Below are 24,679 nucleotides of genomic sequence, written 5' to 3' on the forward strand. Positions count from 1 at the left end.
CCGGAGGTGCGCCGGTGCACCCTGCGGGGGCGCCGGACCCCGGACCGCACTACCGTTGCGCACTTCTTTACCCTCCGATCGGGCGGTGAACCGTCCGATCGGATCATGTGTGGCAAGAGCGGGCCCGGCCACTGGCAATGCTGAGGGACTGATGCGGAAGAGAATCGCGGTTCTGTGCGCGGCGAGCGTGCTGGCGGCAGGAGCGGTACTGCTGGTGCCCACCGTCACCACCGACACCTCGCAGGGCGACACCCGGGTGCTCGGGATCACCGTCAACAAGGGTCATACGATCCTGGTCGGCCCGACCGACCCGATCACCTTCCCGGTGGAGGTGACTGCGCAGGACGACTCCGGTATCCGCTCGGTGAGTCCGATCGGTGTCTGGGGGCCCTCGTACGGCGTGCTGAAGGTCAGCCCGATGACGTGCGAACCGACCTCGCGCACCGTCTCGGTCTGCCGGGGCACGGCGACGGTGGACCCGTCCAGGAAGGACGTCTACAACGACGAGGCCGGCACCTGGTTCGTGGACCTCAAGGTGAACGCCAATGACGGCGACCGGTTCGTCGGCCAGACCGCGGGCGGCTTCTCGCTCAAGCGTGCGGCCCGGATCTCCGGCTACGACGTGCCCTCGCACGCCACCGCCGGGCAGGAGCTGACGGTCAAGGGCTGGCTGAACCGGGCGTTCTGGAGCGACAACAAGTACCACGGCTACGAGGGCGGGACGGCCTACCTCCAGTTCCGCCCGCACGGCAGCGCGCGCTGGAGCACGGTCGCCACCGCCGTCTCGGACGCCACCGGAACCGTCACGGCGCACGTGAGGGCCACGGCCTCGGGCGAGTACGAGTGGTACTCCCCCGGCGACAAGTGGACGGGCGGCGCGGTCTCGTCCCCGCTCACGGTCACCGTCGCGGCGCATCCGCAGCCCTGACCTGAGGAGCGGGGTGCCGGGCCTCCCCAGGAGGCCCGGCACCGGCAAAAGGGACCGGTCAGCGGCCCTTGAGCTCGGCGGCGACCAGCTCGGCCACCTGGACGGCGTTGAGCGCCGCGCCCTTGCGCAGGTTGTCGCTGGACAGGAAGAGCGACAGACCGTGCTCGACCGTCTCGTCCACCCGGATCCGGCCGACGTAGGTCGGGTCCTGACCGGCCGCCTGCAGCGGGGTCGGGATCTCGGACAGCTCGACGCCGGGCGCCTCGGCCAGCAGTTCGGACGCGCGCTGCGGGGTGATCCCGGCCGCGAAGCGGGCGTTGACCTGCAGCGAGTGGCCGGTGAACACCGGGACCCGGACGCAGGTGCCGGAGACCTTCAGCCCGGGGATCTCCAGGATCTTGCGGCTCTCGTGGCGGAGCTTCTGCTCCTCGTCGGTCTCGAACGAGCCGTCGTCCACGATCGAGCCGGCCAGCGGCACCACGTTGAAGGCGATCGGGCGCTTGTAGACCTGCGGCTCGGGGTACTCGACGGCCGACCCGTCGTGCACCAGTGCCTGGGCGCCGTCCACCACCTTGCCCGCCTGCTGCTGCAGCTCGGCCACACCGGCCAGGCCGCTGCCGGAGACCGCCTGGTAGGTGGTGACCACCAGGGAGACCAGGCCGGCCTCCTGGTGCAGCGGACGCAGCACCGGCATGGCCGCCATGGTGGTGCAGTTCGGGTTGGCGATGATGCCCTTGGGGCGGTCGGCGATCGCGTGCGGGTTGACCTCCGCGACCACCAGCGGCACCTCGGGATCGCGGCGCCAGGCCGAGGAGTTGTCGATCACGACCGCGCCGGCCGCGGCGACCTCGGGCGCCAGCGCCTTGGAGGTGGCACCGCCGGCAGAGAAGAGCACGATGTCCAGACCGCTGTAGTCGGCCGTGGCGGCGTCCTCGACCGTGATCGCACTGCCCTGCCACTCCAGGGTCTGACCGGCCGAACGGGCCGAGGCGAAGAGCCTCAGCTGCTCCACCGGGAAGTTGCGCTCGGCCAGTACGCGGCGCATCACGCCGCCGACCTGGCCGGTGGCTCCTACGATGCCGATCCTCATCGGACTCCTCCTGTTGTTCTGCTGTGCTCGTTCTGGCCCCGCACCTGGCCATCATGCCTGGTCGACGGCCGGATCCGGGATCTCGTCCCAAGCTGTGGTCACCGCCCGCCGGCCGCCGGGGGCGCCCGGTGGGCCGGGCGCGAACCCCTCAGAGCGCGCGGGGCGCCCCTCGCCCCGGGTACCGTCCGTCAGTCGTCGAGCGCCGCGAGCAGCTCCAGCGCCCGCGCCACCGACACCTCATCTGCCGGGAGCAGCGGCAACCGCACCGCCGGCGTGGGAATCACCCCTCGGGCGTGCAGCACCCCCTTGGTCACGGTCGGGTTGGGCTCCGCGAAGCAGGCTGCCGAGAGCGCGGCGAGTCGGGCGCCCAGCTCCCTGGCCCTCACCGCGTCGCCCTTGCGCCAGGCGTCCGCCAGCTCCACGAACCTCTCGGTGGCCAGGTGTGCCGAGGCCAGGATGCCTCCGCACGCGCCCAGTGCGAGCAGCGGCGAGATCACCGTGTCGTCCCCGCCCAGCACCCCGCCGCCGCCACCGGCGAGCAGTTCCACGGTGCTCTCGTCGATCCCACCCGCCGCGTACTTGACCCCGGCGATCCCCGGCAGCGACAGCAGCCTGCGCAGGGTGGCGGCGCCGAGCGCCTGCCCGGTGCGGTACGGGATGTGGTAAATGACCAGCGGTACGGCACTCCGCTCGGCCAGGTACTCGAAGTGCGCCAGCACTCCCGCCTCGCCCGGACGGGTGAAGGCCGGGACGGTGACCAGCGCCGCGTCCACCCCGGTCAGCGCGGCGAGCTGCTCGGCGCTGCGCCTGGTGTCGTTGCCGCCCGCGCCGACGATCAGCGTGGCGCCGCGCTCCCGGCAGACCCGGGCGCAGACCTCGGTGACGGCGCGCCGCTCGTCCTCGTCCAGGGTGGCGGGCTCGCCGGTGGTGCCGAGCGCGACCAGCCCGGCGGCACCCTGGTCCAGCACCGAGTGCGCCAGTCGCTCCAGTGCCTCGGTGGCGATGGCGCCGTCCTCGTCGAACGGCGTGATCAGCGGTACGTAGATCCCCTGAAGTTCCATGCCTCAGAGCCTGCGGCCTGGACACCGTGCAGGTCCAGTTCACGTTTCCGACGCTTCTCGTAAGGTGGCCTGATGCTCGATGTCCGTCGTCTGCGCCTGCTGCGCGAACTCGCCCATCTCGGCACCATCGCCGCGGTCGCCGACTCGCTCTCGTTCTCCCCGTCCGCGGTTTCCCAGCAGCTGTCAGCGCTGGAGCGGGAGGCCGGGGTGCCGCTGCTGGAGCGCACCGGGCGCCGGGTCGCACTCACTCCGGCCGGGCGGAACCTGGTCCGGCACGCGGAGGCGGTGCTGGAGCGGCTGGAGCAGGCGGGCGCGGAACTGGCGCACGCCCGCCAGGGGTTGGCCGGTCCGCTGCGGATCGGGACGTATCCGTCGGCCGCCCGCGCGATCATCCCGGCCGCACTGGCCGAACTGGCCGGCCGCCACCCGGGGTTGGTGCCGATGGTGACCGAGGTGGATCCGGCCGGGGTGGCCGCCGCGGTGCGGGCGGGCGAGCTGGACGTGGCGCTGGTCCACGAGTACGACCTGGTCCCGGTCGAGCCGGAGCCGGGGCTGGCGGTGACCGCGCCGCTGTTCACCGAGCCGATGTACCTCGCCGCGCTCTCCCCTGGCGGCCTCGCCGAGCAGCGGGAAGCGCCGTGGATCATGGCCCCGCTCGGCACGCTCTGCCACACCATGGCCCAACGCGCCTGCGAGGCAGCCGGGTTCACTCCGCAGGTCAGGCACTGGATCGACGACTTCACCACGGTGCTGGCCCTGGTGGCGGTCGGCCAGGGGGTGGCGCTGGTCCCGCACCTCGGGGTGACTGCGGGTGCGCATCCGGGCGTGGTGCTCACCCGGCTGCCGATGTACCGGCGCACCCGTACCGCGTTCCGCGCCGGAGCCGGTACCCACCCGGCCGTGGCCGCGTTCATCGCCGCCCTGCACACCGCCGTCCCGGCCGGGCTCGGCAACCGGGCCGGCTGACCGGTGCCCGGCGGCGGACGGGGAACCGCGCGGGCCGGCCGAGCGCCCCGGGCCCGGCCAGGCCCGCGCGGTTCCCCGCGGACAACTCCGCTAGCTCGCCAGGCAGCTGGGCCCGAGCAACTGCTTGAGGTCCCCGAACAGCGCCGGGTCCGACTTCACCCGGTGCCGGTCCAACCGGAGCACCGTGGTCTGCCGGGCCCCCTCCAGCCGCAGCCGCACCTCCGTGGTGCCCTTGTGGTGGGCGAGCACCTCTCCGAGCCGGGCCACCAGCGGCGGGGTGATCTTCACGCTGGGGATCGAGATGACGATCGGCGCCTCGGCGTGCGCGTTGGAGAGGTCCGGTACGGACAGCTCCATGCCCATCAGCCGCGGTACGTCCTCCCGCTTGTCCAGCTTGCCGCGGACGAACACCACGGCGTCCTCGACCAGTTGGGAGGAGACCAGCTGGTAGCTGGCCGGGAAGAACATGCAGTCGATCGAACCGGCCAGGTCCTCCACCGTGGCGATGGCCCAGGCGTTGCCCTGCTTGGTCATCTTCCGCTGGAGGCCCGAGATGATGCCGCCGATGGTGATGATGGTGCCGTCGGGGCGCTCGGCGAGGTCGGCGACCGCGCAGTCCGCCTTCTCGGCGAGGACGTGCTCGATGCCGTGCAGCGGGTGCGAGGAGACGTAGAGGCCGAGCATCTCCCGTTCCTGGGTGAGCAGGAAGCCCTTGTCCCACTCCTCCTCGGAGAACACCACGTCGAGGCCGAAGCTCGGTTCGTCACTGGTGTCGCCCCCGCCGAACAGGTCGAACTGCCCCTCGGCCTCCTTGCGCTTGATCCCGACCACGTTGTCGATCATCGGCTCGAACTGGGCGGTCAGGCCCTTGCGGGTGTGCCCGAGCGAGTCGAACGCGCCCGCCTTGATGAGGGATTCGACCGTCCGCTTGTTGCAGACCACCGATTCGACCTTGTCCAGGAAGTCCGGGAACGAGGTGTACTTCCCCTTGGCCCTCCGGGTGCGGATCATCGAATCCACCACCGGGCCACCGACGTTGCGCACCGCGGTGAGACCGAACCGGACGGTGTCGCTGCCGTGCGGGGTGAAGTCCGAGTCCGACTCGTTCACGTCCGGCGGGAGCACCTGGATGCCCATCTTGCGGCACTCGTTGAGGTAGACCGCGGACTTGTCCTTGTCGTCCTTGACCGAGGTGAGCAGGCCGGACATGTACTCGGCCGGATAGTTGGCCTTGAGGTACGCGGTCCAGTACGAGACCAGTCCGTACCCGGCGGTGTGCGCTTTGTTGAACGCGTAGCCGGAGAAGGGGACCAGGACGTCCCAGACCGCCTGGATGGCCGCGTCCGAGTAGCCGCGCTCGCGGCAGCCCTTCTGGAACGGGACGAACTCCGCCTCCAGGATCTCCTTCTTCTTCTTGCCCATCGCCCGCCGCAGCAGGTCGGCCTGGCCGAGCGAGTAGCCGGCCAGGATCTGCGCGGCCTTCTGCACCTGCTCCTGGTAGACGATCAGGCCGTAGGTCGGCCGGAGCACCTCCTCCAGCGGCTTCTCCAGCTCCGGGTGGATCGGGGTGATCTCCTGCTGGCCGTTCTTGCGCAGGGCGTAGTTGGTGTGCGAGTTGACGCCCATCGGGCCCGGGCGGTACAGCGCGAGGACGGCGGAGATGTCCTCGAAGTTGTCGGGCTTCATCAGCCGCAGCAGCGAGCGCATCGGCCCGCCGTCGAGCTGGAAGACGCCGAGCGTGTCACCGCGGGCGAGCAGTTCGTAGGTGGGCTTGTCGTCCAGGGGCAGATCAAGCAGGTTGATCTTGATGCCCTTGTTCCGCTCGATCGCCTTGACGGCGTCGTCCATGATCGTGAGGTTGCGCAGGCCGAGGAAGTCCATCTTGAGAAGGCCGAGGCCCTCACAGGTCGGATAGTCGAACTGCGTGATGGTCACACCGTCGGTGTGCCGGGTCCAGACCGGGATGTGGTCGGTCAGCGGCTCGGCGGACATGATGACACCGGCCGCGTGCACACCGGGCTGGCGGATCAGGCCCTCGATACCGCGTGCGGTGTCGATCACCTTCCTGACGTCCGGATCGGTCTCGTACAGGCCGCGGATCTCGCCCGCCTCGCTGTAGCGGGGGTGCGAGGAGTCGGTGATGCCGGACAGCGGGATGCCCTTGCCCATCACGTCCGGCGGCATCGCCTTGGTGATCCGGTCGCCCATCGCGTACGGGTAGCCGAGGACGCGCGAGGAGTCCTTGATGGCGGCCTTCGCCTTGATGGTGCCGTACGTGACGATCATCGCGACCTTGTCGGAGCCCCACTTCTCCGTCACGTAGCGGATCACGTCACCGCGCCGGCGCTCGTCGAAGTCGATGTCGACATCGGGCATCGAGATGCGCTCGGGGTTGAGGAACCGCTCGAAGATCAGACCGTGCGGGATCGGGTCGAGGTCGGTGATGCCCATCGCGTACGCGACCAGCGAACCGGCCGCCGAACCACGGCCCGGCCCCACCGCGATGCCCTGGCTCTTCGCCCACATGATGAAGTCGGCGACCACGAGGAAGTACGCCGGGAACCCCATCTGGATGATGGTGTCCATCTCGTACTCGGCGAGCTTGCGGTGCTCCTCGTCGTAGCCGTTCGGGAAGCGCCAGTCCATGCCCTCCCAGACCTTGGACTTGAAGAAGTCCGCCTCGGACTCGAAGCCCTCCGGGATCGGAAAGCGCGGCATGAGGTTCTTGAACTCGAACATGCCGGTGGTGTCGACCCGCTGGGCGACCAGCAGCTGACTGTTGCGGCAGCCCTCCTGCCAGGCGTCCGAGGAGTCCAGGGCGTACATCTCCGCGGCCGACTTGATGTAGTAGCCGGTGCCGTCGAACCGGAAGCGGTCCGGGTCGGAGAGGTTCTTGCCGGTCTGCACGCACAGCAGCAGGTCGTGCGCCCCCGCGTCGGCCTCGGTGGTGTAGTGCGAGTCGTTGGTGACCACCGGCGGGATGTTCAGCTTCCTGCTGATCTCCAGCAGCCCGTCGCGGACCCGCTTCTCGATGTCCAGGCCGTGGTCCATCAGCTCCAGGAAGTAGTTCTCCTTGCCGAAGATCTCCCGGTAGTCGGCGGCGGACTTCAGCGCCTCGTCGAACTGGCCGAGCCTCAGCCGGGTCTGCACCTCACCCGAGGGGCAGCCGGTGGTGGCCATCAGGCCGGCGGCGTGCTCGGCGATGATCTCCTTGTCCATCCGGGGCCACTTCACCAGCCAGCCCTCGGCGTAGGAGCGCGAGGTCAGCTTGAAGAGGTTGTGCAGGCCCTCCTTGTTCCGGGCCCAGATGGTCTTGTGGGTGTAGGCGCCGGACGCCGAGACGTCGTCCTTCTTCTGGTGCGGCTGGCCCCACAGGATGCGCTTGGTGTTGGACCGGGACTCCGGCGCGACGTACGCCTCGATGCCGATCACCGGGGTGATCCCGGCGGCCTTGGCCTGCTTGTGGAACTCGGCCGCGCCGTACATGTTGCCGTGGTCGGTCATCGCGACATGGGTCTGCCCGAGCCGCTCGACCTCCTTGAACAGCTGCTTCAGCCGCGCGGCACCGTCCAGCATCGAGTACTCGGTGTGGACGTGCAGATGCGCGTACGGCTGGTCGCTCAACGCGGGGCCTCCGGGGTCTCGGTACTGGATCACGGAGCGGTGAAACACGTAAGGCCCGAGCCACCCTCACGGCCCGGACCACGGCTTTCGCATCCGCGCGACCGAGTCTAGTCCTTCACCCTGCTTCCCGGACGCATCACCCGGAGGGGGCCCGGCCGCACCGCCGGGCCCCGGTCCCGCTGGTGTCAGCCGTCCAGTTCCGCCAGGAAGTCCAGCGCGGCGGCCCAGGTCCGCTCGGCGGCCTCGGCGTCGTAGTCCGGCAGCTCGGGGTCGGTGTAGAGGTGCCCGGCGCCGTGGTAGCGGTGGATCTCCACGTCGGCACCGGCCCGCGACATCAGCAGGTACCAGGTGTTCAGCCAGTCCTCGGACTCGAACGGGTCGGGCTCGGCGACGTGCAGCTGGACCGGGATCCCGGTCTGCGTGTCCTCCCGGATGTCCGAGGTGCCGTGCAGGAGCAGCAGGCCCCGGGCCCGCTCGTCCGCCAGCGCCAGGTTCTGCGCCAGCGCCCCACCGAGCGAGAACCCGGCGTACACCAGCCCCTGCTCGGCGCCCTCACCCGAGCTCAGCAGCGGCGCGACCGCCCGGACGGCGCGCCGCAGCAGCTCGTCGTTGGTGACCTTGTCCCGGTGGGCCATCCCGGCCTCGATGTCGTCGAAGACCTGCCCCTCGTACAGGTCCGGCGTGTGCACCGCGTGCCCGGCCGCACGCAGTCGCTCGGCTGCGGCCGACACCGCCGGGCGCAGTCCGTAGGCGGAATGGAGGAGCACGATCTGGGCCACGGATTCGATCCTTCGCTGTACAGACGCCATGGTCCCGACCATCATCACCCATCACCCCGCCCCGGGCCGGACGGCCAGGTCCGGTCCGGCCGCCTCAGGACACCACGTCCTTGCGGGCGAAACCGCGGAAGGCGAGCGCGAGCAGCACGATCGCGTAGCTGACCGAGAGTGAGACGCCCTGGAGCATGCCGCCCCACTCCAGCTGGGGTTGCAGCGCGTCCGCCCAGGAGTACTGCCAGTGTGCGGGCAGCCACTCGCGCAACGACCCGAGCGCGGTGACCGCGTCCAGCACGCCGGTGATGATCGTGAAGAACACCGCCCCGCCGACCGCGCCGAGCGGGGCGTCCGTCGCCGTGGACAGCCAGAACGCCAGTGCGGCGACGACCAGTTCGCTGAGGATGACGAAGGCCACCGCGATCGCCAGCCGGGGCAGCACGGCCGACGCGGGCAGGCTGGCCCCGGTCGGCAGCTTGAGGTCGCCCCAGCCGTACGCGGCGGTGCCCACCGCCAGTCCGAGCAGCGGCAGCAGCACGACGGTGGCCGCCGAGAAGAGCAGCCCGACCGTGAACTTGCGCAGCAGCAGCCTGGCCCTGGGCACCGGCGCGGCCAACAGGTAGCGCAGCGAGGACCAGTTGGCCTCGGCGGCCACGGTGTCCCCGCAGTACAGCGCGACCGGGATGACCAGCATGAAGCCGGTGCCCATGAAGAGCATGGTGGCGGCGAAGTTCGGCCCGGAGGCGGTGGCCAGCTCGATGAAGGTGGTCCGGTTCACCCGGTCCGGCGTGCCGCCGATCTGGAACGCCGCCAGGATGACCAGCGGCATCGCCGCCAGCACCCCGGTCATCACCAGGGTGCGCCGTCGCCGCAGCTGGCGGACGATCTCCACCCGCAGTGGCAGGGTCCGGCCCGCCCGGTACCCCGCCGCGTGGTCGGCCGTCGCCGTGGGGTCAGCCGTCGACGTGCTCACGCCGAGCCTCCGATCAGGGACAGGAACGCGTCCTCCAGCCGCCGGTGCGGCCCGACCCGTTCGACGGGGACGTCCAGCGCGACCAGCTCGGCCACCAGGCGGCCGGCCGTCATGCCGTCCAGCCGGACCAGCAGGCCCCGCTCCACCACCGAGACCGCGCCGATGCCGGCCAGCGCGGCCGCCTTCTCGGCGGCCAGCGCCAGCTCGTTCGCCGGGAAGTCGGCCGGAGTGCCGACCAGCAGCAGCTCGCCCTCGCCGACGATCTCGCCGACGGCGCCCGCGCTGACCAGCCGGCCGCGGTCCATCACCACCAGGTGGGTGCAGCTCTGCTCCACCTCCGAGAGCAGGTGGCTGGAGACGATGACGGTGCGCCCGGCGGCGGCGTACCGGATCATCACCTCGCGCATCTCGCGGATCTGCGGCGGGTCGAGACCGTTGGTGGGCTCGTCCAGGATCAGCAGGTCCGGCAGCCCGAGCATGGCCTGGGCGATGGCCAGCCGCTGGCGCATGCCCTGGGAGTAGGTGCGCACCGCGCGGTCCAGCGCCTCGCCCAGGTCGGCGATCGCCAGGGCCTCCTCGAAGTGCGCGTCCTCGGCCGGTCGTCCGGTGGCCCGCCAGTACAGGTGCAGGTTGGCCCGGCCGGTGAGGTGCGGCAGGAAGCCCGCGCCCTCCACGAAGGAGCCCACCCGGGAGAGCACGGGCGCACCGGGCCGCACCGCGTGCCCGAAGACCCGGATCTCCCCGGCGTCCGGCCGGATCAGGCCCATCAGCATCCGCAGCGTGGTGGTCTTCCCGGCACCGTTCGGACCGAGCAGTCCGAGCACCTGGCCCTGCTCCACCCTGAAGCTCAGGTCCCGCACCGCGTACCGGTCCGCCGCGCCGTGGTAGCGCTTGCTCAATCCGCTGATCTGCAGCGGGACTTCGGCCAGCGCCGGGTCGGGCAGCACCTTCCGGTCCCGGTGCGGGCGCAGCCGGCGGCCGAACAGCAGCAGCGCGGCGAGCAGTACGGCACCCAGCGGCAGCAACCAGGTCCGCGCGGGCAGCGGGGCCGCCTCGGTGCGCAGTCCGGCCACGGTGGGAACGGTCAGCGGCGACGCCACCGAGACCTGGTAGGTGGCCGGCTGGGCGGGCGAGGCGTACGCCAGGTCGGTGGAGGAGAGCACCAACCTGAGCCGGTGCCCGACCTCGAAGCCGTGGTCCACGGCGGGCAGCGCGATCTCGACGGTGCGTCCGCCGGGCGCGTCCGCGCCGGTCACCCGCAGCGGGGCGACCAGTTGCTGGGGCAGTTGCTTGCCACCGTCCGGTGCGACGTCGTACAGCTTGGCGAACAGCACCGCTTCGGGCTGGTCGGCCCGGACGTGGACGGAGATCCTGGGCGCGCCGGTCAGGTGCAGGCTGGTGTCCAGCGGCGCGGAGTCGAAGGCGGCGAACTGGCCCGGGAAGTCCAGCGAGAGGCCGCCGCCGACGGAGGCGAACTGGGTGAGCGCACCGATCCCCGGCAGGGTGGAGATGTTCGGCGGCGCGCCGCCGGGTGGGTTGGCGACGTCCTGGGGCCGGCCGGTGAGTTCGATGCCGCGCGAGCCGGTGCCGGACAGGCCGGGGTAGCTGTCGGCGTCGGCGCCGCGCAGCACCGCCTGGAAGCCGGTGGAGTCGACCCCGCCGGTGCGGGTGACCCGGAAGGCCGGGCCGGTGTCGTTTCCGGCGCCCTTCAGATAGTGGTTGAACCAGCCGGTCACCCGGGCGTCCGTCCGGACGCTGCCCTCGGTGCCGCCGTCGTGTCCCCCGGCGAACCAGTCCACCCCGACCGGTGCGCCGTTCGCGGCGACCGCCCGGGCGATGGCGTCGCCCTGGTCCAGCGGGAAGAGCGAGTCCTGCTGCCCCTGCACCACCAGCGTGGGCACCTTGATCCGCGAGGCCACCGAGGACGGGCTGGACCGCTCCAGGGTGGCGATCGCGTCGGCGTCCGCGTGGCCGGCGGTGGCGACCCGGTCGTACATCGCGCAGAGCGAGTCCAGGAACCGGCCACAGCCCACCGGACCGGCGGCCGCACCCCCCGACCGCTTGCCCTGGGGGCCGCCGAGATCGCCGGCCGAGCCGGTGGTGAAGAAGATCCCGGCCCAGAGCTTCTTGAACACCCCGTCGGCAGCGCCGCTCCCCCGCACCCCCTGCGGGAAGAGCGCGTCGGCCAGGTTCCACCAGGTGATCTCGCTGGCCACGGCGTCGATCCGGGGGTCGTACGCGGCGGCCAGCAGCGCGGCGCCACCACCGTACGAGGCGCCGGTGATCCCGACCCTGGGGTCGCCGGGGGAGTCCAGCTGCACCTCGGGCCGCTTGGCGAGCCAGTCCACCAGGTGCCTGACGTCCTCGATCTCCCGGTCCGGCGCGTCCAGGCCGATCTTCCCTCCGGAGGCCCCGAAACCGCGGGCCGACCAGGTCAGTACGGCGTACCCGGAACGGGCCAGCTGCCGGGCGCGGTCCCGCTCGCCGTCCTTGCTGCCGCCGAAGCCGTGGGCCAGCAGGACGGCCGGGCGCGGGCTGCCGCCGGTGGTGAAGAAGGAGGTGTCCAGCCGGACGGTCTGCTCGCTGCCCGGCGTCTCGGGCATATCGAGAAAATGATCCTCCTGGTGCACCGCGGCCTCGCCGGACCCGGCCGCCACCGCAGCCGTACCGGCCCCGGCCAGCAGCACCAGCGCCACCGAGCCGGCCAGCACCCTCCGGGCCGTCGGCCCGCTGCGCCAGCGGCGCCATGCCCCACCGAAGCTCATGGGTACCGATCCTATCCGTTTCTCCGGTAGGGAATCCGTAAGCCCCCGAAGGGATCCGGCCCACCCGGCACGCCCCGCGCTCCTACCCTGCCCGCCTCCCCGGTACGACCCGCCGCCGACCGGGCCGACCCGGCATTCCCCGCGCTCCGGGAGTAGGACCGCTCCCCTCACCCGACGCCAATCACCCGGCTCGTGAAACCGGCGGGATATGGTGCGAACCACCCCGGAATCCCAGCTGGGGACCCCCGGTGCCGACCTCGTCGAGGTGCCCCGTGCTGCTCTGGCCGCTCGCCACACTGCTCGCTGTCCTCGCCGTCACCCTGGCGGTCGGCTGGATCGTCGACCAGCTGCTGCAACGGGTCGCCACGCGCCACCCGGAGGCGCCCGTCTGGCCGTTGCTGCGCCGCTGCCGGATCCCCCTCCAACTGGTGGTCGCCGCCGGGCTGCTGCTGACCGGACGGCCGCTGGAGCGGCTCCTCGACGTACGCGACGGCAGCCTGCACCACGGCGTCCTGCTGCTGCTGATCGCCTGCCTCGGCTGGCTGGCCGTCAGAATCGTGGCGGCGGCACTGGAGGCGGTGCTCGGCCGCTACGAGAGCGTCACCGACGACGCGGCCAGGATCCAGCGGGTCAGGACCCAGATCAGCATGCTCCGCCGAGTGGTCTGCGCAGTGATCGCGGTGGTCACGGCGGCGGTGATGCTGCTGACCTTCCAGGCGATGCGCACCGTCGGCGCCAGCCTGCTGGCCTCGGCCGGGCTGCTGGGCATCGTCGCCGGCATCGCCGCCCAGAGCGCCCTGGGCAACTTCTTCGCCGGGCTGCAGATCGCCTTCGGCGACACCGTGCGCATCGGCGACACCGTCCTGGTGGACGGCCAGCAGGGCACGGTGGAGGAGATCACCCTCTCCTACCTGGTGGTACGGCTCTGGGACTACCGCCGCCTGATCGTCCCGGTCTCGTACTTCGTCAGCAGGCCGTTCGAGAACTGGACCCGCAAGGACCCCGGCATGCTCGCCTGGGTGCTGCTCCACGTCGACCACACCGCCCCGGTCGGCCAACTCCGCGCCGCCCTGCACCGGTTCCTGGTGGACTCACCCCTCTGGGACGGCATGGAGTGGTCCCTCCAGGTCACCGACTCCACCCCGAGCACCCTGGTGGTGCGGGCCGCCATGACCGCCCGCACCCCGGACGACACGGCTGCCCTCCGCTTCGATGTGCGCGAGCACCTGTTCGCCTACCTCCGCGACGAGCACCCGTACGCCCTCCCCCGTGTCCGCACCGGCGAGGACTGAGCCCTCCGCCCGCCCGGGGCAGCGCCCCGGAGGCCGCTCAGAGCACCCGGGTCATCGTCCGGTGCGGTATCCCCGCGTCGTCGTACACCGGTCCCTCGGCGACATAGCCGAGCCGCTCGTAGAACCCCAGCGCCTGCACCTGGGCGTGCAGTTCGAGCTCCACTCCGCCGTTCTCCCGCCCCGCCCGCTCGATCGCGCGGACCAGCTCGGCCCCCAGCCCCGTCCCCCGGGCGGCCTTGACCACGGCGAGTCGCCCGAGCAGCACCCGTCCCTGGCGGCCGGTCAGCGCCAACGCCTGCTCACCGTGGATCAGCCGGCCGGTGCCGAGCGGCGAGCCGTCCTCGGCGAGCGCCAGCAGGTGCACCGAGGTCGCGTCGAGCTCGTCGTACTCCAGTTCCGCGGGTACGTTCTGCTCCTCGACGAAGACCTCGCGCCGGATGTCGTAGGCCAGCGCCAGCTCGTCCTCGGACGCGACGACCCCGATCCGTGCCATCTCAGCTCTCCGAGGCGATGATGTCGAGCGCCTTCTGCAGGTCGGCCGGGTAGGGGCTGCTGAATTCGACCCACTGCCCGTCCGCCGGGTGCTCGAAGCCGAGCGAGACGGCGTGCAGCCACTGCCGGGTCAGCCCGAGGCGCCTGGCCAGCGTCGGGTCGGCGCCGTACGTGATGTCACCGACGCACGGGTGGCGCAGCGCCGACATGTGCACCCGGATCTGGTGGGTGCGGCCGGTCTCCAGCTTGATGTCCAGCAGCGAGGCCGCGCGGTAGGCCTCGATCAGGTCGTAGTGGGTGACCGAGGGCTTGCCGTCCCTGGTCACCGCCCACTTCCAGTCCGAGCTGGGGTGGCGGCCGATCGGTGCGTCCACGGTGCCGCTCAGCGGGTCGGGGTGGCCCTGGACCAGGGTGTTGTAGCGCTTCGCGGTGATCCGGTCGTGGAACTGCCGCTTGAGGTCGGTGTACGCGCGCTCGGACTTGGCGACCACCATCAGTCCGGAGGTGCCGACGTCCAGCCGGTGCACGATTCCCTGCCGCTCGGCCGCACCGGAGGTGGAGATCCGGTACCCGGCGGCGGCCAGACCACCGATCACGGTGGGCCCGCTCCAGCCCGGGCTCGGGTGCGCGGCCACCCCGACCGGCTTGTCGACCAGCACGATGTCGTCGTCGTCGTGGACGATCCGCATGCCCTCGACGGGCTCGGCGACGATCTGCACGGGCGCGGCGGGAGCGGGGATCTCGACCTCCAGCCAGCTGCCGGCCATCACCCGGTCCGACTTGCCTGCCCTCGCCCCGTCGATCGTGACCTTGCCCTCGGCGGCCAGCTCGGCGGCCTTGGTCCGGGAGAAGCCGAACATCCGGGCGAGGGCGGCGTCGAGTCGCTCGCCCTCCAGGCCGTCGGGTACGGGGAGGCTGCGGGTCTGCGCTGCGGTACTCACCCGTACGAGTATGCCGGAACACGGAGCCCGCCAGGACCGGCCGCGGGCCGGGCCCGCCCCGCGGACCGGGCCCGGCCCTACTCCCCCTTGCCCGCCTGGTGGACGGTGCCGTCCGGGTTGCTGCCCCGGAAGGAGAGCAGGACCACCAGGATGCCGCCGCAGACGATGGCCGAGTCGGCCAGGTTGAAGACCGCGAAGTGCTGCACCGAGATGAAGTCCACCACGTGGCCGCGGAAGACCTCGGGAGTCCGGAACAGCCGGTCGGTGAGGTTGCCGAGCGCGCCGCCGAGCAGCAGGCCGAGTGCGATCGCCCAGGGCAGGCTGTAGAGCCTGCGGGCGATCCGCCAGATCACCACGATCACGGCAGTTGCGATCATGGTGAAGACGATCGTCATCGCCTGGCCCATGCCGAAGGCGGCGCCCCCGTTGCGGATCACCTGCAGGGTGACCACGTCACCGATCACCTGGATCGCCTGGTGGCCTTCGAGCCGGGCCACCACGAGCAGCTTGCTGCCCAGGTCGATCAGGTAGGCGAGCACCGCGATGAGCAGCAGCACACCGATCCGGCGGCGGCGGGCCGTGCCCGGCGCCGCACCGGCGGCGGTGGCACCGGCCGGTCCGTCCACGGCAGCCTCCACGGGCGCGGTCGGGACGGAGTCGTCCTGGGTCTGGGGGGAACCTGGCGTGCTGATGATCCGCTCCGCTGCCTAGGGGACCCCCGGCCGAAGGCTGGGGGAAATCGGGCCGACGTTACGGGGTCGAGCGTACGGCAACGCCCGACCCCCAGGTCCACTTCGACCCGTCCGACACAGTGATCCGACCGAGCGGACCCCACCCGTCGGCTACCTGCGCTCCTGCTTCGCCTTGCAGCTGACGCAGAGGGTGGCCCGCGGGAAGGCCTGCAGTCTGGCCTTGCCCACCGCCTGACCGCAGGACTCGCACACGCCGAAGCCGACCCCTTCGAGGCGGGCCAGCGCGCGCTCGGCCTGGGCGAGGCTGTCGCGGGCGTTGTTGGCGAGCGCGAGCTCACTCTCCCGGTTGATGTTCTTGGTACCGGCGTCGACCTGGTCGTCCCCCGCGCCGTCGTTGGAGTCGCGCATCAGGCCGGTGATCGCGGCCTCGGCGGCCTCGATCTCCGCTCGCAGCCGTTCCAGCTCGTCGTTCAGCTCAGCGTGCAGTTCGGCGACCTCGGCCGATGTCCAGGGGTCCTCACCGGGGCGGACGGGCAGCTCCGCCGGGTCCACCGACTCGGCGCCACCCCGGGCGCCGGTGCCCACCGGGGTGTGGCTGCGGCTGGTGGCGGCAGCGTGGCCGGTCGTGGTGCTGGTCTTGTGCCGTGCAGTGGTCACGGTCCCCTCCCCTGAGTCGCCCGCCACGGCCTTGCGTCCCCGCTTCGTGGCGGTACCGCCGATTGCCTTGTCAGCCATGGCTTCGACCTCATCTACGAACGAAACGAACCGCCGGTTCCCGGCGGCCTCCAGTGCCGGAACGATAATCCCCTACGAATCCGGCCACAACGGGACATACCGATGCCTCGTTTTCAACCCACCCGAGCAGCCGCCGCTGCCGCCCCACCGAGTTGCTGACCAAGTTGTGCCCAGATCGTCATCCGCTAACCGCACCGCCTGCAGCCCCCGGAACGAGGCAGGAGCAGGCGGGCGGAGCGGGCGGGCGGCGGTCCGCAGGGCCACGGGCGCCCGGGCGAGTTACCGGAAATTCGACTTGTGAGGCCGGATACACTGGGCCTGCAAGGCGCTGACGGGACGAGTACCGACGTAAGCAGCCACCAGCGACCCGGGGACGGTGCGAGCCCGGGGGTGTGCGCGACGGGAAGATCACCCCTGAGCCGCCGGAAGAACGGCCTCCGGGCCAAGTAGAACCGGCAGCAGAACCCAAACAAGAGGGCCGCGAGCAGAGCAGTACCGCGGTCAAGGAGGGTGGTACCGCGGGACGGCTCGCCGTCTCGTCCCTCCGGAGGATCCAGTCCAAGCATCCGCCGGAGGTAGACGCCCGCGATGAGCTCCCAACCCGTCACCCACCACGACGCCGCTGACGACGCGCTCCGCGCGGCCCGCGCTTACAACCCCGTCCCCGCCCAGGTCGACCTGCCCGCCCTCGAGCACCAGATCCTCAGCTTCTGGCGCGACAACAAAGTCTTCCAGCGCAGCCTGGAGCAGTCCGAGGGTCGCCCCGAGTGGGTCTTCTACGAGGGCCCGCCGACCGCGAACGGCATGCCCGGCGCCCACCACATCGAGGCCCGCGTCTTCAAGGACGTCTTCCCGCGCTACCGGACGATGAAGGGTTACCACGTCGCCCGCAAGGCCGGCTGGGACTGCCACGGCCTCCCGGTCGAGCTGGCCGTCGAGAAGGAGCTGGGCTTCTCCGGCAAGCAGGACATCGAGCACTACGGCATCGCCGAGTTCAACGCCAAGTGCCGCGAGTCGGTCACCCGGCACACCGACGAGTTCACCAAGCTCACCGAGCGGATGGGCTACTGGGTCGACCTCGACGAGGCGTACCGGACCATGGACCCCTCCTACATCCAGTCGGTCTGGTGGTCGCTCAAGCAGATCTTCGACAAGGGCCTGCTGGTCCAGGACCACCGGGTCGCCCCCTGGTGCCCGCGCTGCGGCACCGGCCTGTCCGACCACGAGCTGGCCCAGGGCTACGAGACCGTGGTCGACCCCTCGGTCTTCGTCCGCTTCCCGCTGACCAGCGGCCCGCTGGCCGGCCAGGCCGCGCTGCTGGTCTGGACCACCACCCCGTGGACCCTGGTCTCCAACACCGCCGCCGCCGTCCACCCCGAGGTCACCTACGTGGTGGCCACCGACGGCAACGAGAAGCTGGTCGTCGCCGAGCAGCTGGTCGGCAAGGCGCTCGGCGAGGGCTGGGAGGCCACCGACCAGCGCTTCACCGGCGCGGAGATGGAGCGCTGGGCCTACCGGCGTCCGTTCGACCTGGTCGAGATCGAGGGCGCGCACTTCGTCCTGAACGCCGACTACGTCACCACCGAGGACGGCACCGGTATCGTCCACCAGGCCCCGGCCTTCGGTGCGGACGACCTCGCGACCTGCCGCAAGTACGGCCTGCCGGTGGTCAACCCGGTCGAGGCGGACGGCACCTTCGCCACCGGTGTCCCGCTGGTCGGCGGCGTCTTCTTCAAGAAGGCCGACGAGACCCTGGTCGCCGACCTCGCCGACCGCGGCCTGCTCTTCCGCCACCTCCCGTACGAGCACAGCTACCCGCACTGCTGGCGCTGCCACACCGCGCTGCTGTACTACGCGCAGCCGTCCTGGTACATCCGCACCACCGCGGTCAAGGACGCGCTGATCCGGGAGAACGAGAACACCAACTGGTTCCCGGAGAACGTCAAGCACGGCCGCTTCGGCGACTGGCTGAACAACAACATCGACTGGGCGCTCTCCCGCAACCGCTACTGGGGCACCCCGCTGCCGATCTGGCGCTGCGAGGAGGGCCACCTCACCTGCGTCGGCTCACTGGCCGAGCTCTCCGAGCTGACCGGCACCGACCAGAGCGGCCTAGACCCGCACCGCCCGTACATCGACGACGTCACCTTCGGCTGCCCGCAGTGCTCCGCCACGGCGGTCCGGGTACCCGAGGTGATCGACGCCTGGTACGACTCGGGCTCGATGCCCTTCGCCCAGTACGGCTACCCGTACCGGAACAAGGAACTGTTCGAGAGCCGCTACCCGGCCCAGTTCATCTCCGAGGCGATCGACCAGACCCGCGGCTGGTTCTACACGCTGATGGCGGTCGGCACCCTGGTCTTCGACAAGTCCTCGTACGAGAACGTGGTCTGCCTCGGCCACATCCTCGCCGAGGACGGCCGCAAGATGTCCAAGCACCTGGGCAACATCCTGCAGCCGATCCCGCTGATGGACCAGCACGGCGCCGACGCGGTCCGCTGGTTCATGGCGGCCGGCGGCTCGCCCTGGTCGGCCCGCCGGGTCGGCCACGGCACCATCCAGGAGGTGGTGCGCAAGACGCTGCTCACCTACTGGAACACCGTCGCCTTCCAGGCCCTGTACGCCCGCACCTCCGGCTGGGCCCCCTCGGGAGGTGACCCGGCCCCGGCCGCGCGTCCGCTGCTGGACCGCTGGGTGCTCTCCGAACTGAACACCCTGGTCCGCGAGGTGGACGCGGCGCTGGAGTCGTACGACACCCAGCGGGCCGGCAAGCTGCTCTCCGGCTTCGTCGACGACCTGTCCAACTGGTACGTCCGGCGCGGACGCCGCCGCTTCTGGCAGGGCGACGCCGCCGCGCTCGCCACCCTGCACGAGGCGCTGGAGACCGTCACCAGGCTGATGGCCCCGCTCACCCCGTTCATCACCGAGCGGGTCTGGCAGGACCTGGTCGCCCCGGTCGACCCCCAGGCCCCGGTCTCGGTGCACCTGGCCGAGTGGCCGGTCGCCGACGAGTCTCTGATCGACGCCGACCTCTCCCGGCACATGGCCCTGGTCCGCCGCCTGGTCGAGCTGGGCCGCGCCACCCGCGCCGAGTCGGGTGTGAAGACCCGTCAGCCGCTGTCCCGCGCGCTGATCGCCGCCCAGGGCTGGGAGGAACTCCCCGAGGACCTGCGCGCGCAGATCGCCGAGGAGCTCAACGTCTCGGCGCTCGAGTCGCTCTCTGCGTCCTCCCCATCCGGGGCGGGCGGCGGCTCGCTGGTGGACACCACCGCCAAGGCGAACTTCCGCGCGCTGGGCAAGCGCTTCGGCAAGGGCGTCCAGGACGTGGCCAAGGTCATCGCCGCCGCGGACGCCGCCGCCCTCGCCGCCTCGCTGCGCGCCAGCGGCAGTGCGACCGTCGAACTGAACGGCGAGCCGGTCGAGCTCTCCCCCGACGAGGTCATCATCACCGAGACCCCGCGCGAGGGTTGGGCCGTCGCCAACGAGTCCGGTGCCACCGTCGCCCTCGACCTGGCCATCACCCCGGAGCTCAAGCGGCTCGGCGTCGCCCGCGACGCCATCCGCCAGATCCAGGAGGCCCGGAAGAACTCCGGACTGGACGTCGCCGACCGGATCGTCCTCCGCTGGCGCGCGACCAGCGAGGAGACCGCCGAGGCCATCGCCGAGCACGGCCACCTCGTCGCCGAGGAGGTCCTCGCGACCGACTTCGCGGCCGGCGCCGCCGACTGGGAGTCCGAGACCTTCTCCGACGAGAACCTCGGCCTCGCCTTCCAGCTCCGCAAGGCCTGACTCTCCTGAACGGCCGGTGGTCGCCGCCCCCCGGGGTCCGGCGACCACCGGCCGTCCGCTTTCCCGGTTGCGTCACGGGCGTACGGCCCCGGAGGCGCACGGAAGCGCGCGCCTGCCTGTGCACCCGACCGAAGTGCCCAGAAGGCCCGAAATCGCGCTGCTCAGGGGCGTGAGAACCAGGCGGCAGGGCCTGCGGCTTGGCTGCGCGCCAGTCATCCCTCTCCCCGTGCCCCTAGGGTGGTGCGGCCGGTCGAACGGCTCCGCCGCAAGCCACGTCTGGTTGCTCGCCCCAGCTCCGCACGCCCCCGGCTGTCCACTCGCGCCCCGGGCGGACACACGAGGGCGCCCCCGCCGTGACCTGTCGTCACAGTGGGGGCGCCCTCGAAGTGGGTACTGCTCTTAGTTGTCGCCGTCCTCGTCGATGAGGAAGCCGCGCATCGGGGCCGGAGCCTGCTGCATCGGCTGCGGCGGCTGCGGACGGACCGCCGCCATCGGCTGGGTCATCCCGGCGGGCGCCATCTGCGCCGAGCCGGTCGGACCGCCGGCCTGCCCACCGAACGAGGGCTGGCTGCCACTGCCGCCGCCGAAGGAGCTCTGGCCGCCGAACGACTGGCCGTTACCGCCGAAGGACGGCTGGCTGCCGAAGCTCGGCGAGGAGCTGCTCATCGCCGGTGCCGGAGCCGGGGTCATCGACGACGCGGCCGGCGGCAGCGAGGCGGTGGCCGGGAGCCGCGGCGGGGCCAGCGAGTCGTCGGCCTGCGACTCCAGCTGACGCAGCTGGGTCTCCAGGTACGACTTCAGGCGGGTGCGGTACTCACGCTCGAAGGCCCGCAGGTCCTCGACCTTGCGCTCCAGCGTCGCGCGGGCGGACTCCAGCGAGCCCATCGCCACGCGGTGCTTCTCCTGCGCGTCCCGCTCCAGCGCGTCGGCCTTGGCGCGGGCGTCCCGCTCCAGACCCTCGGCCCGGCTGCGCGCCTCACCGACGATCTTGTTGGCCTCGGAACGGGCCTCGGAGATCGCCTGGTCGGCGGTCTGCTGGGCAAGCGCGAGCACACGGGCGGCGCTGTCGCCACCGGGCCCCTGCTGCTGACCCATCGGGCCGCCCAGCGGGCCGCCCAGCTGGGGCTGCTGCCCCATCGGAGCACCCATCGGCTGCACCAGCTGCTGCTGGCCGCCCATGGTCTGGCCCATCTGCTGCTGCGGGCCGCCGAGCTGGGGCTGCTGCCCCATCGGGGCACCCAGCGGCTGCAGCATCTGCCCGCCCATCGGCTGCACCAGCTGCTGCTGGCCGCCCATGGTCTGGCCCATCTGCTGCTGACCCATCTGCTGCTGACCCATGGGGGCACCCTGGCCGGCCGGGAGCTGCGGGGCACCGGACGGCAGGCCGAGCGGCTGGTTGCCCATCTGCTGCTGCGGGCCACCCAGCTGGGGCTGTCCGCCCATCGGCTGACCGCCCATCTGCGGGCCGCCGTTCTGCTGGCCAGGAACCGCCGGCGGGCCGGATATGGCGGCGGGCACGGGAGCACCGGGCCGGGCGTCCTGCGGCGGCGGCTCCTTGCGCATGTTCGCCTGGTTCTGCGCGGCGGCCCGAGTCGCAGCGGCCAGCTTGGCCCGCAGGTCCTCGTTCTCGCGGAGCAGACGGGTCAGTTCGGCTTCGACCTCGTCGAGGAAGGCATCGACCTCGTCCTCGTCATAGCCTTCACGCAGCCGGACGGTCGTGAACTGCTTGTTCCGAACGTCCTCGGGGGTCAATGGCATCTCTTCACCTCAACGTGATCGTCGGCACACCGGCATCCTGTCGCAGCGCTCAAGACGGCAGAGTCAGCACGAGCGATCTCAGGACAAACACAATGATCATCAGTACGAAGAAGGACAGGTCGAGCGCCACGCCCCCGAGACGCAACGGCGGGATGAATCGCCGAAGAAGCTTGAGTGGCGGATCCGTGACAGTGTACGTGGCCTCGAGGACCACGACCATGGCCTTCCCCGGCCGCCACGAGCGGGCGAACTGGAAGACCCAGTCCATGACGAGCCGGAACAGCAGGAACAGCAGGAAGACGGTCAGCGCGTAGTAGAGCACCTCCCACACGATCCCCATCGCGTCTCCCTCTCCCCGACTGACCTGCCGTCAGTCACCACTCACTGTCGTTGAACCCACACATAAAGTCGTGGTCGGGTCAGCTCTGGTTGAAGAACCCACCCTCGGCGATCCGAGCCTTGTCCTCCGCCGTTACATCGACGTTAGCAGGAGACAGCAGGAACACCTTCTGCGTCACTCGCTCGATACTGCCGTGAAGACCGAAGACGAGTCCAGCCGCGAAGTCTACGAGCCGCTTGGCGTCGGTGTCGTCCATCTCGGTCAGATTCATGATCACCGGGGTGCCCCCGCGGAACTGCTCGCCGATTGTGCGGGCCTCGTTGTAGGTTCGCGGGTGGAGTGTGGTGATGCGGTACGGCTCTCGCTCGTTGACGACCTTGGGCATGATCACCGGGGCGCTCTTCTCCAGGTTGTGGCGGCGTTCGGGTGTGATGGACGACACGGGAGCCATCCTCGGGGCCTCCTGCCGGATCGGCACGGCGCCAGCCGGGACCGGCTGCGGCGCGATGTGCGCGACGGGCGCCGGGGCGGGCACCGAGGCCGGCCGTTGCAGATCCTCGGTCCGGTCCGCCCTGATCGGCTCGGGGTCCGCGTCGTAGTCGTCGTCGGGGTCGTACCCCTGGCCGTCATACGTCTCGTCCTCCACGAGGCCGAGGTAGACCGCCATTTTGCGCATTGCGCCGGCCATGCTCCTGTCTCCTCCGCTCTGTGGTGGATCGTCACCTGCCGGCCCGAGTCCTGACCTGTTGGTTTCCCGCCGGCCGCCGACGTAACGTCATATCGGTGACGACCCGTCAATGGTGTGATGGGGCGGCTGCGGGGGATGCGATCCACGGTTCGCTAGCGCTGTGGCAAGCTGCTAGGTTTTATGTCCTGTTTTGTCCTGCAGTCTGATCTACTTACTCGGTGACGTTACCGGAGCGGTGACCGCACTCCGAGTACCGCCGTACCGACGCGTACATGTGTCGCCCCGGCCGCCACGGCCTGCTCCAGGTCACCGCTCATCCCTGCGGACACCATGGTGGCAGCAGGATGGCTCGCCCGTACGGCGCTTGCGATTTCCGCCAGCCGCGCGAATGCCTCGTCCGGCTTTTCGGCCAGCGGTCCGGCCAGCGGTGCGACGGTCATCACACCGGCCAGGCGCAGCCCGGGCGTGTCGGCGATCTTGTCCGCCAGCGCCTCCACGTCGGCCGGCGCGACCCCGGCCCGGTGACCGACCTCGTCCCCCGCGGCGGAGCCGCCGACCGGCACGTCCCTGTCCAACGCAACCTGCACCAGGCAGTCCAGCGGGGCCCGTTCGGCCCTGAGGACGGCCGCGGAGAGCGAGTCCACCAGCCGCGCCCGGTCCACCGAGTGCACCACGTCCGCGTAACGGACCACCGAGCGGACCTTGTTCGTCTGTAGTTGGCCCACGAAGTGCCAGGCCAGCGGGAGTTGGACACAGGTCTCGGCCTTGGGCGCCGCGTCCTGGTCCCGGTTCTCGGCCACGTCCGTCACACCGAGCGCCGCCAACAGCGCGGTGTCCTCGGCCGGGTAGGTCTTGGTGACCACGATCAGGGTGACGTCCTCACGGGGGCGCCCGGCCGCCTCGCACGCGGCGGCGATCCGGCGCTCGACGACCTCCAGGTTGGTGCCGAGCTGCTCGTAGCGGGCGCGCTGCTGCTCCGTCAGGCGGGCAAGGAAGTCCGCCCGACCCGGGAACGGTCCGTAGATGTCATTCGTCATGAGAGTTCAGAGCCCAACCAGACATAGCTCGCGAGACGGCCGGTGCGCTGCTCACGACGGTAGGAGAAGTGATCTGCCGACTCAAGGGTGCAGACAGATGATCGCACTACTTTGGTGATCCCGGCCTCGGCGAGCTGTGCGGCGGCGCCCCCGGGTACGTCCAGTGCGGGCGTGCCCCAGGAGGTCTCGGCGTAGGCGGCGGGCACCTTGGCCGCGACCTCGGCGCGCAGTTCGGCCGGCACTTCGTAGCAGCGACCGCAGACCGCGGGCCCGATCGCGGCCACCATCCGCTCCGCTGACGCCCCCTTGGTGAGCATCGCCGCCACCAGCGCCGGGACGACCCCGGCAGCCAGACCCGGGCGGCCGGCGTGTGCGGCGCCGACGATCCCGGCGACCGGGTCGGCCAGCAGGACGGGCGTGCAGTCCGCGGTCAGCACCGCGAGGGCGAGTGGCCGGTCGGCGACCACCGCGTCCACCGCCGGCGCCTCACCCTGCCGCTGGCGTTCCGTCACCACGGCCACCTCGGCCCCGTGCACCTGGTTCATCCAGACCACATCGGCCGGGTCGATCCCCAGCTCACGGGCGGCGAGCTCGCGGTTCTCCCGGACGGCGGCCGGGTCGTCCCCCACCGCGCCGCCGAGGTTGAGCTCCCCGTACGGCGCGGTGCTCACCCCGCCCCACCGGTCGGTGAAGGCGAAGTGAGCACCGTTGCATTCAGTCGTATCGATCACTTAA

At 71.1% G+C, this 24,679-nt stretch carries 19 protein-coding genes; 4 read left to right on the plus strand and 15 right to left on the minus strand.

Translation table 11 applies throughout. The features are described 5' to 3' along the window. Window positions 1–151: 151 nt before the first annotated feature. Window positions 152–928, plus strand: coding sequence for a hypothetical protein (locus ABD369_RS00180; RefSeq protein WP_344634058.1), 777 nt, complete (start codon window positions 152–154; stop codon window positions 926–928). 58 nt (window positions 929–986) lie between these two features. Here the strand turns inward: ABD369_RS00180 and ABD369_RS00185 are convergent, their stop codons facing one another. Together ABD369_RS00185 and ABD369_RS00190 are read right to left on the minus strand one after the other, a co-directional pair. Beyond that, complete coding sequence (locus tag ABD369_RS00185; RefSeq protein ID WP_344634059.1) at window positions 987–2,018, minus strand: aspartate-semialdehyde dehydrogenase; 1,032 nt, start codon at window positions 2,016–2,018, stop codon at window positions 987–989. A 188-nt stretch (window positions 2,019–2,206) separates the two neighbouring features. Beyond that, window positions 2,207–3,079, minus strand: coding sequence for a dihydrodipicolinate synthase family protein (locus ABD369_RS00190; protein ID WP_344634060.1), 873 nt, complete (start codon window positions 3,077–3,079; stop codon window positions 2,207–2,209). A gap of 72 nt (window positions 3,080–3,151) precedes the next feature. On the opposite strand from ABD369_RS00190, the gene ABD369_RS00195 reads away from it, so the two are divergent. Beyond that, complete coding sequence (locus tag ABD369_RS00195; protein WP_344634061.1) at window positions 3,152–4,045, plus strand: LysR family transcriptional regulator; 894 nt, start codon at window positions 3,152–3,154, stop codon at window positions 4,043–4,045. 90 nt (window positions 4,046–4,135) lie between these two features. Here the strand turns inward: ABD369_RS00195 and dnaE are convergent, their stop codons facing one another. The 4 genes from dnaE to ABD369_RS00215 form a co-directional block, all read right to left on the minus strand. After that, entirely contained in the window at window positions 4,136–7,669 is a 3,534-nt protein-coding gene (dnaE, locus tag ABD369_RS00200; RefSeq protein ID WP_344634062.1) for a DNA polymerase III subunit alpha, read from the minus strand. 185 nt (window positions 7,670–7,854) lie between these two features. After that, window positions 7,855–8,478, minus strand: coding sequence for a dienelactone hydrolase family protein (locus tag ABD369_RS00205; protein WP_344634063.1), 624 nt, complete (start codon window positions 8,476–8,478; stop codon window positions 7,855–7,857). A gap of 64 nt (window positions 8,479–8,542) precedes the next feature. Further along, window positions 8,543–9,415, minus strand: coding sequence for an ABC transporter permease (locus ABD369_RS00210; RefSeq protein ID WP_344634064.1), 873 nt, complete (start codon window positions 9,413–9,415; stop codon window positions 8,543–8,545). After that, the gene (locus tag ABD369_RS00215; RefSeq protein WP_344634065.1) at window positions 9,412–12,180 is read right to left on the minus strand and encodes an alpha/beta fold hydrolase; all 2,769 of its coding nucleotides are present in this window, start codon (window positions 12,178–12,180) and stop codon (window positions 9,412–9,414) included. The genes ABD369_RS00210 and ABD369_RS00215 overlap by 4 nt, the downstream gene beginning before the upstream one ends. 272 nt (window positions 12,181–12,452) lie before the next feature. On the opposite strand from ABD369_RS00215, the gene ABD369_RS00220 reads away from it, so the two are divergent. Continuing rightward, window positions 12,453–13,472 carry a mechanosensitive ion channel family protein gene (locus tag ABD369_RS00220; RefSeq protein ID WP_344634066.1) on the plus strand — a complete coding sequence of 340 codons (1,020 nt, stop codon included), beginning with the start codon at window positions 12,453–12,455 and terminating at the stop codon, window positions 13,470–13,472. 37 nt (window positions 13,473–13,509) lie between these two features. On the opposite strand, the gene ABD369_RS00225 is transcribed toward ABD369_RS00220, so the two are convergent. The 4 genes from ABD369_RS00225 to ABD369_RS00240 form a co-directional block, all read right to left on the minus strand. Further along, window positions 13,510–13,965, minus strand: coding sequence for a GNAT family N-acetyltransferase (locus ABD369_RS00225; protein WP_344634067.1), 456 nt, complete (start codon window positions 13,963–13,965; stop codon window positions 13,510–13,512). 1 nt (window position 13,966) lies between these two features. Next, the gene (locus tag ABD369_RS00230) at window positions 13,967–14,905 is read right to left on the minus strand and encodes an RluA family pseudouridine synthase (protein WP_344634068.1); all 939 of its coding nucleotides are present in this window, start codon (window positions 14,903–14,905) and stop codon (window positions 13,967–13,969) included. A gap of 77 nt (window positions 14,906–14,982) precedes the next feature. Next, window positions 14,983–15,600, minus strand: a complete 618-nt coding sequence (gene lspA, locus ABD369_RS00235; protein ID WP_425557507.1) for a signal peptidase II — start codon at window positions 15,598–15,600, stop codon at window positions 14,983–14,985. A 147-nt stretch (window positions 15,601–15,747) separates the two neighbouring features. Further along, on the minus strand, window positions 15,748–16,254 hold the full coding sequence (locus tag ABD369_RS00240; protein ID WP_344634070.1) for a TraR/DksA family transcriptional regulator: 507 nt from the start codon (window positions 16,252–16,254) through the stop codon (window positions 15,748–15,750). A 666-nt stretch (window positions 16,255–16,920) separates the two neighbouring features. Between ABD369_RS00240 and ileS the strand changes: the two genes are divergently transcribed. Next, window positions 16,921–20,121, plus strand: a complete 3,201-nt coding sequence (gene ileS / locus ABD369_RS00245; protein ID WP_344634071.1) for an isoleucine--tRNA ligase — start codon at window positions 16,921–16,923, stop codon at window positions 20,119–20,121. Window positions 20,122–20,520: 399 nt separating this feature from the next. On the opposite strand, the gene ABD369_RS00250 is transcribed toward ileS, so the two are convergent. The 5 genes from ABD369_RS00250 to pgeF all read right to left on the minus strand — a co-directional run bounded on the left by ABD369_RS00250 (window position 20,521) and on the right by pgeF (window position 24,675). Next, the gene (locus tag ABD369_RS00250; protein ID WP_344634072.1) at window positions 20,521–21,879 is read right to left on the minus strand and encodes a DivIVA domain-containing protein; all 1,359 of its coding nucleotides are present in this window, start codon (window positions 21,877–21,879) and stop codon (window positions 20,521–20,523) included. Between the two features lie 49 nt (window positions 21,880–21,928). Further along, a complete protein-coding gene (locus ABD369_RS00255) occupies window positions 21,929–22,219 on the minus strand; it encodes a YggT family protein (protein WP_344634073.1) in 291 nt (96 codons plus the stop codon). Between the two features lie 79 nt (window positions 22,220–22,298). Beyond that, on the minus strand, window positions 22,299–22,907 hold the full coding sequence (locus ABD369_RS00260; RefSeq protein ID WP_344634074.1) for a cell division protein SepF: 609 nt from the start codon (window positions 22,905–22,907) through the stop codon (window positions 22,299–22,301). 224 nt (window positions 22,908–23,131) lie between these two features. Further along, window positions 23,132–23,944 carry a YggS family pyridoxal phosphate-dependent enzyme gene (locus ABD369_RS00265; RefSeq protein WP_344634075.1) on the minus strand — a complete coding sequence of 271 codons (813 nt, stop codon included), beginning with the start codon at window positions 23,942–23,944 and terminating at the stop codon, window positions 23,132–23,134. After that, window positions 23,941–24,675: a peptidoglycan editing factor PgeF gene (pgeF, locus tag ABD369_RS00270; protein ID WP_425557497.1), complete on the minus strand. Its 735-nt coding sequence runs from the start codon at window positions 24,673–24,675 to the stop codon at window positions 23,941–23,943. Before pgeF ends, ABD369_RS00265 begins: the two co-directional genes overlap by 4 nt. Window positions 24,676–24,679 lie beyond the last annotated feature (4 nt).

This window comes from Kitasatospora cystarginea (genome assembly GCF_039533515.1).
Lineage (GTDB): Bacteria > Actinomycetota > Actinomycetes > Streptomycetales > Streptomycetaceae > Kitasatospora > Kitasatospora cystarginea.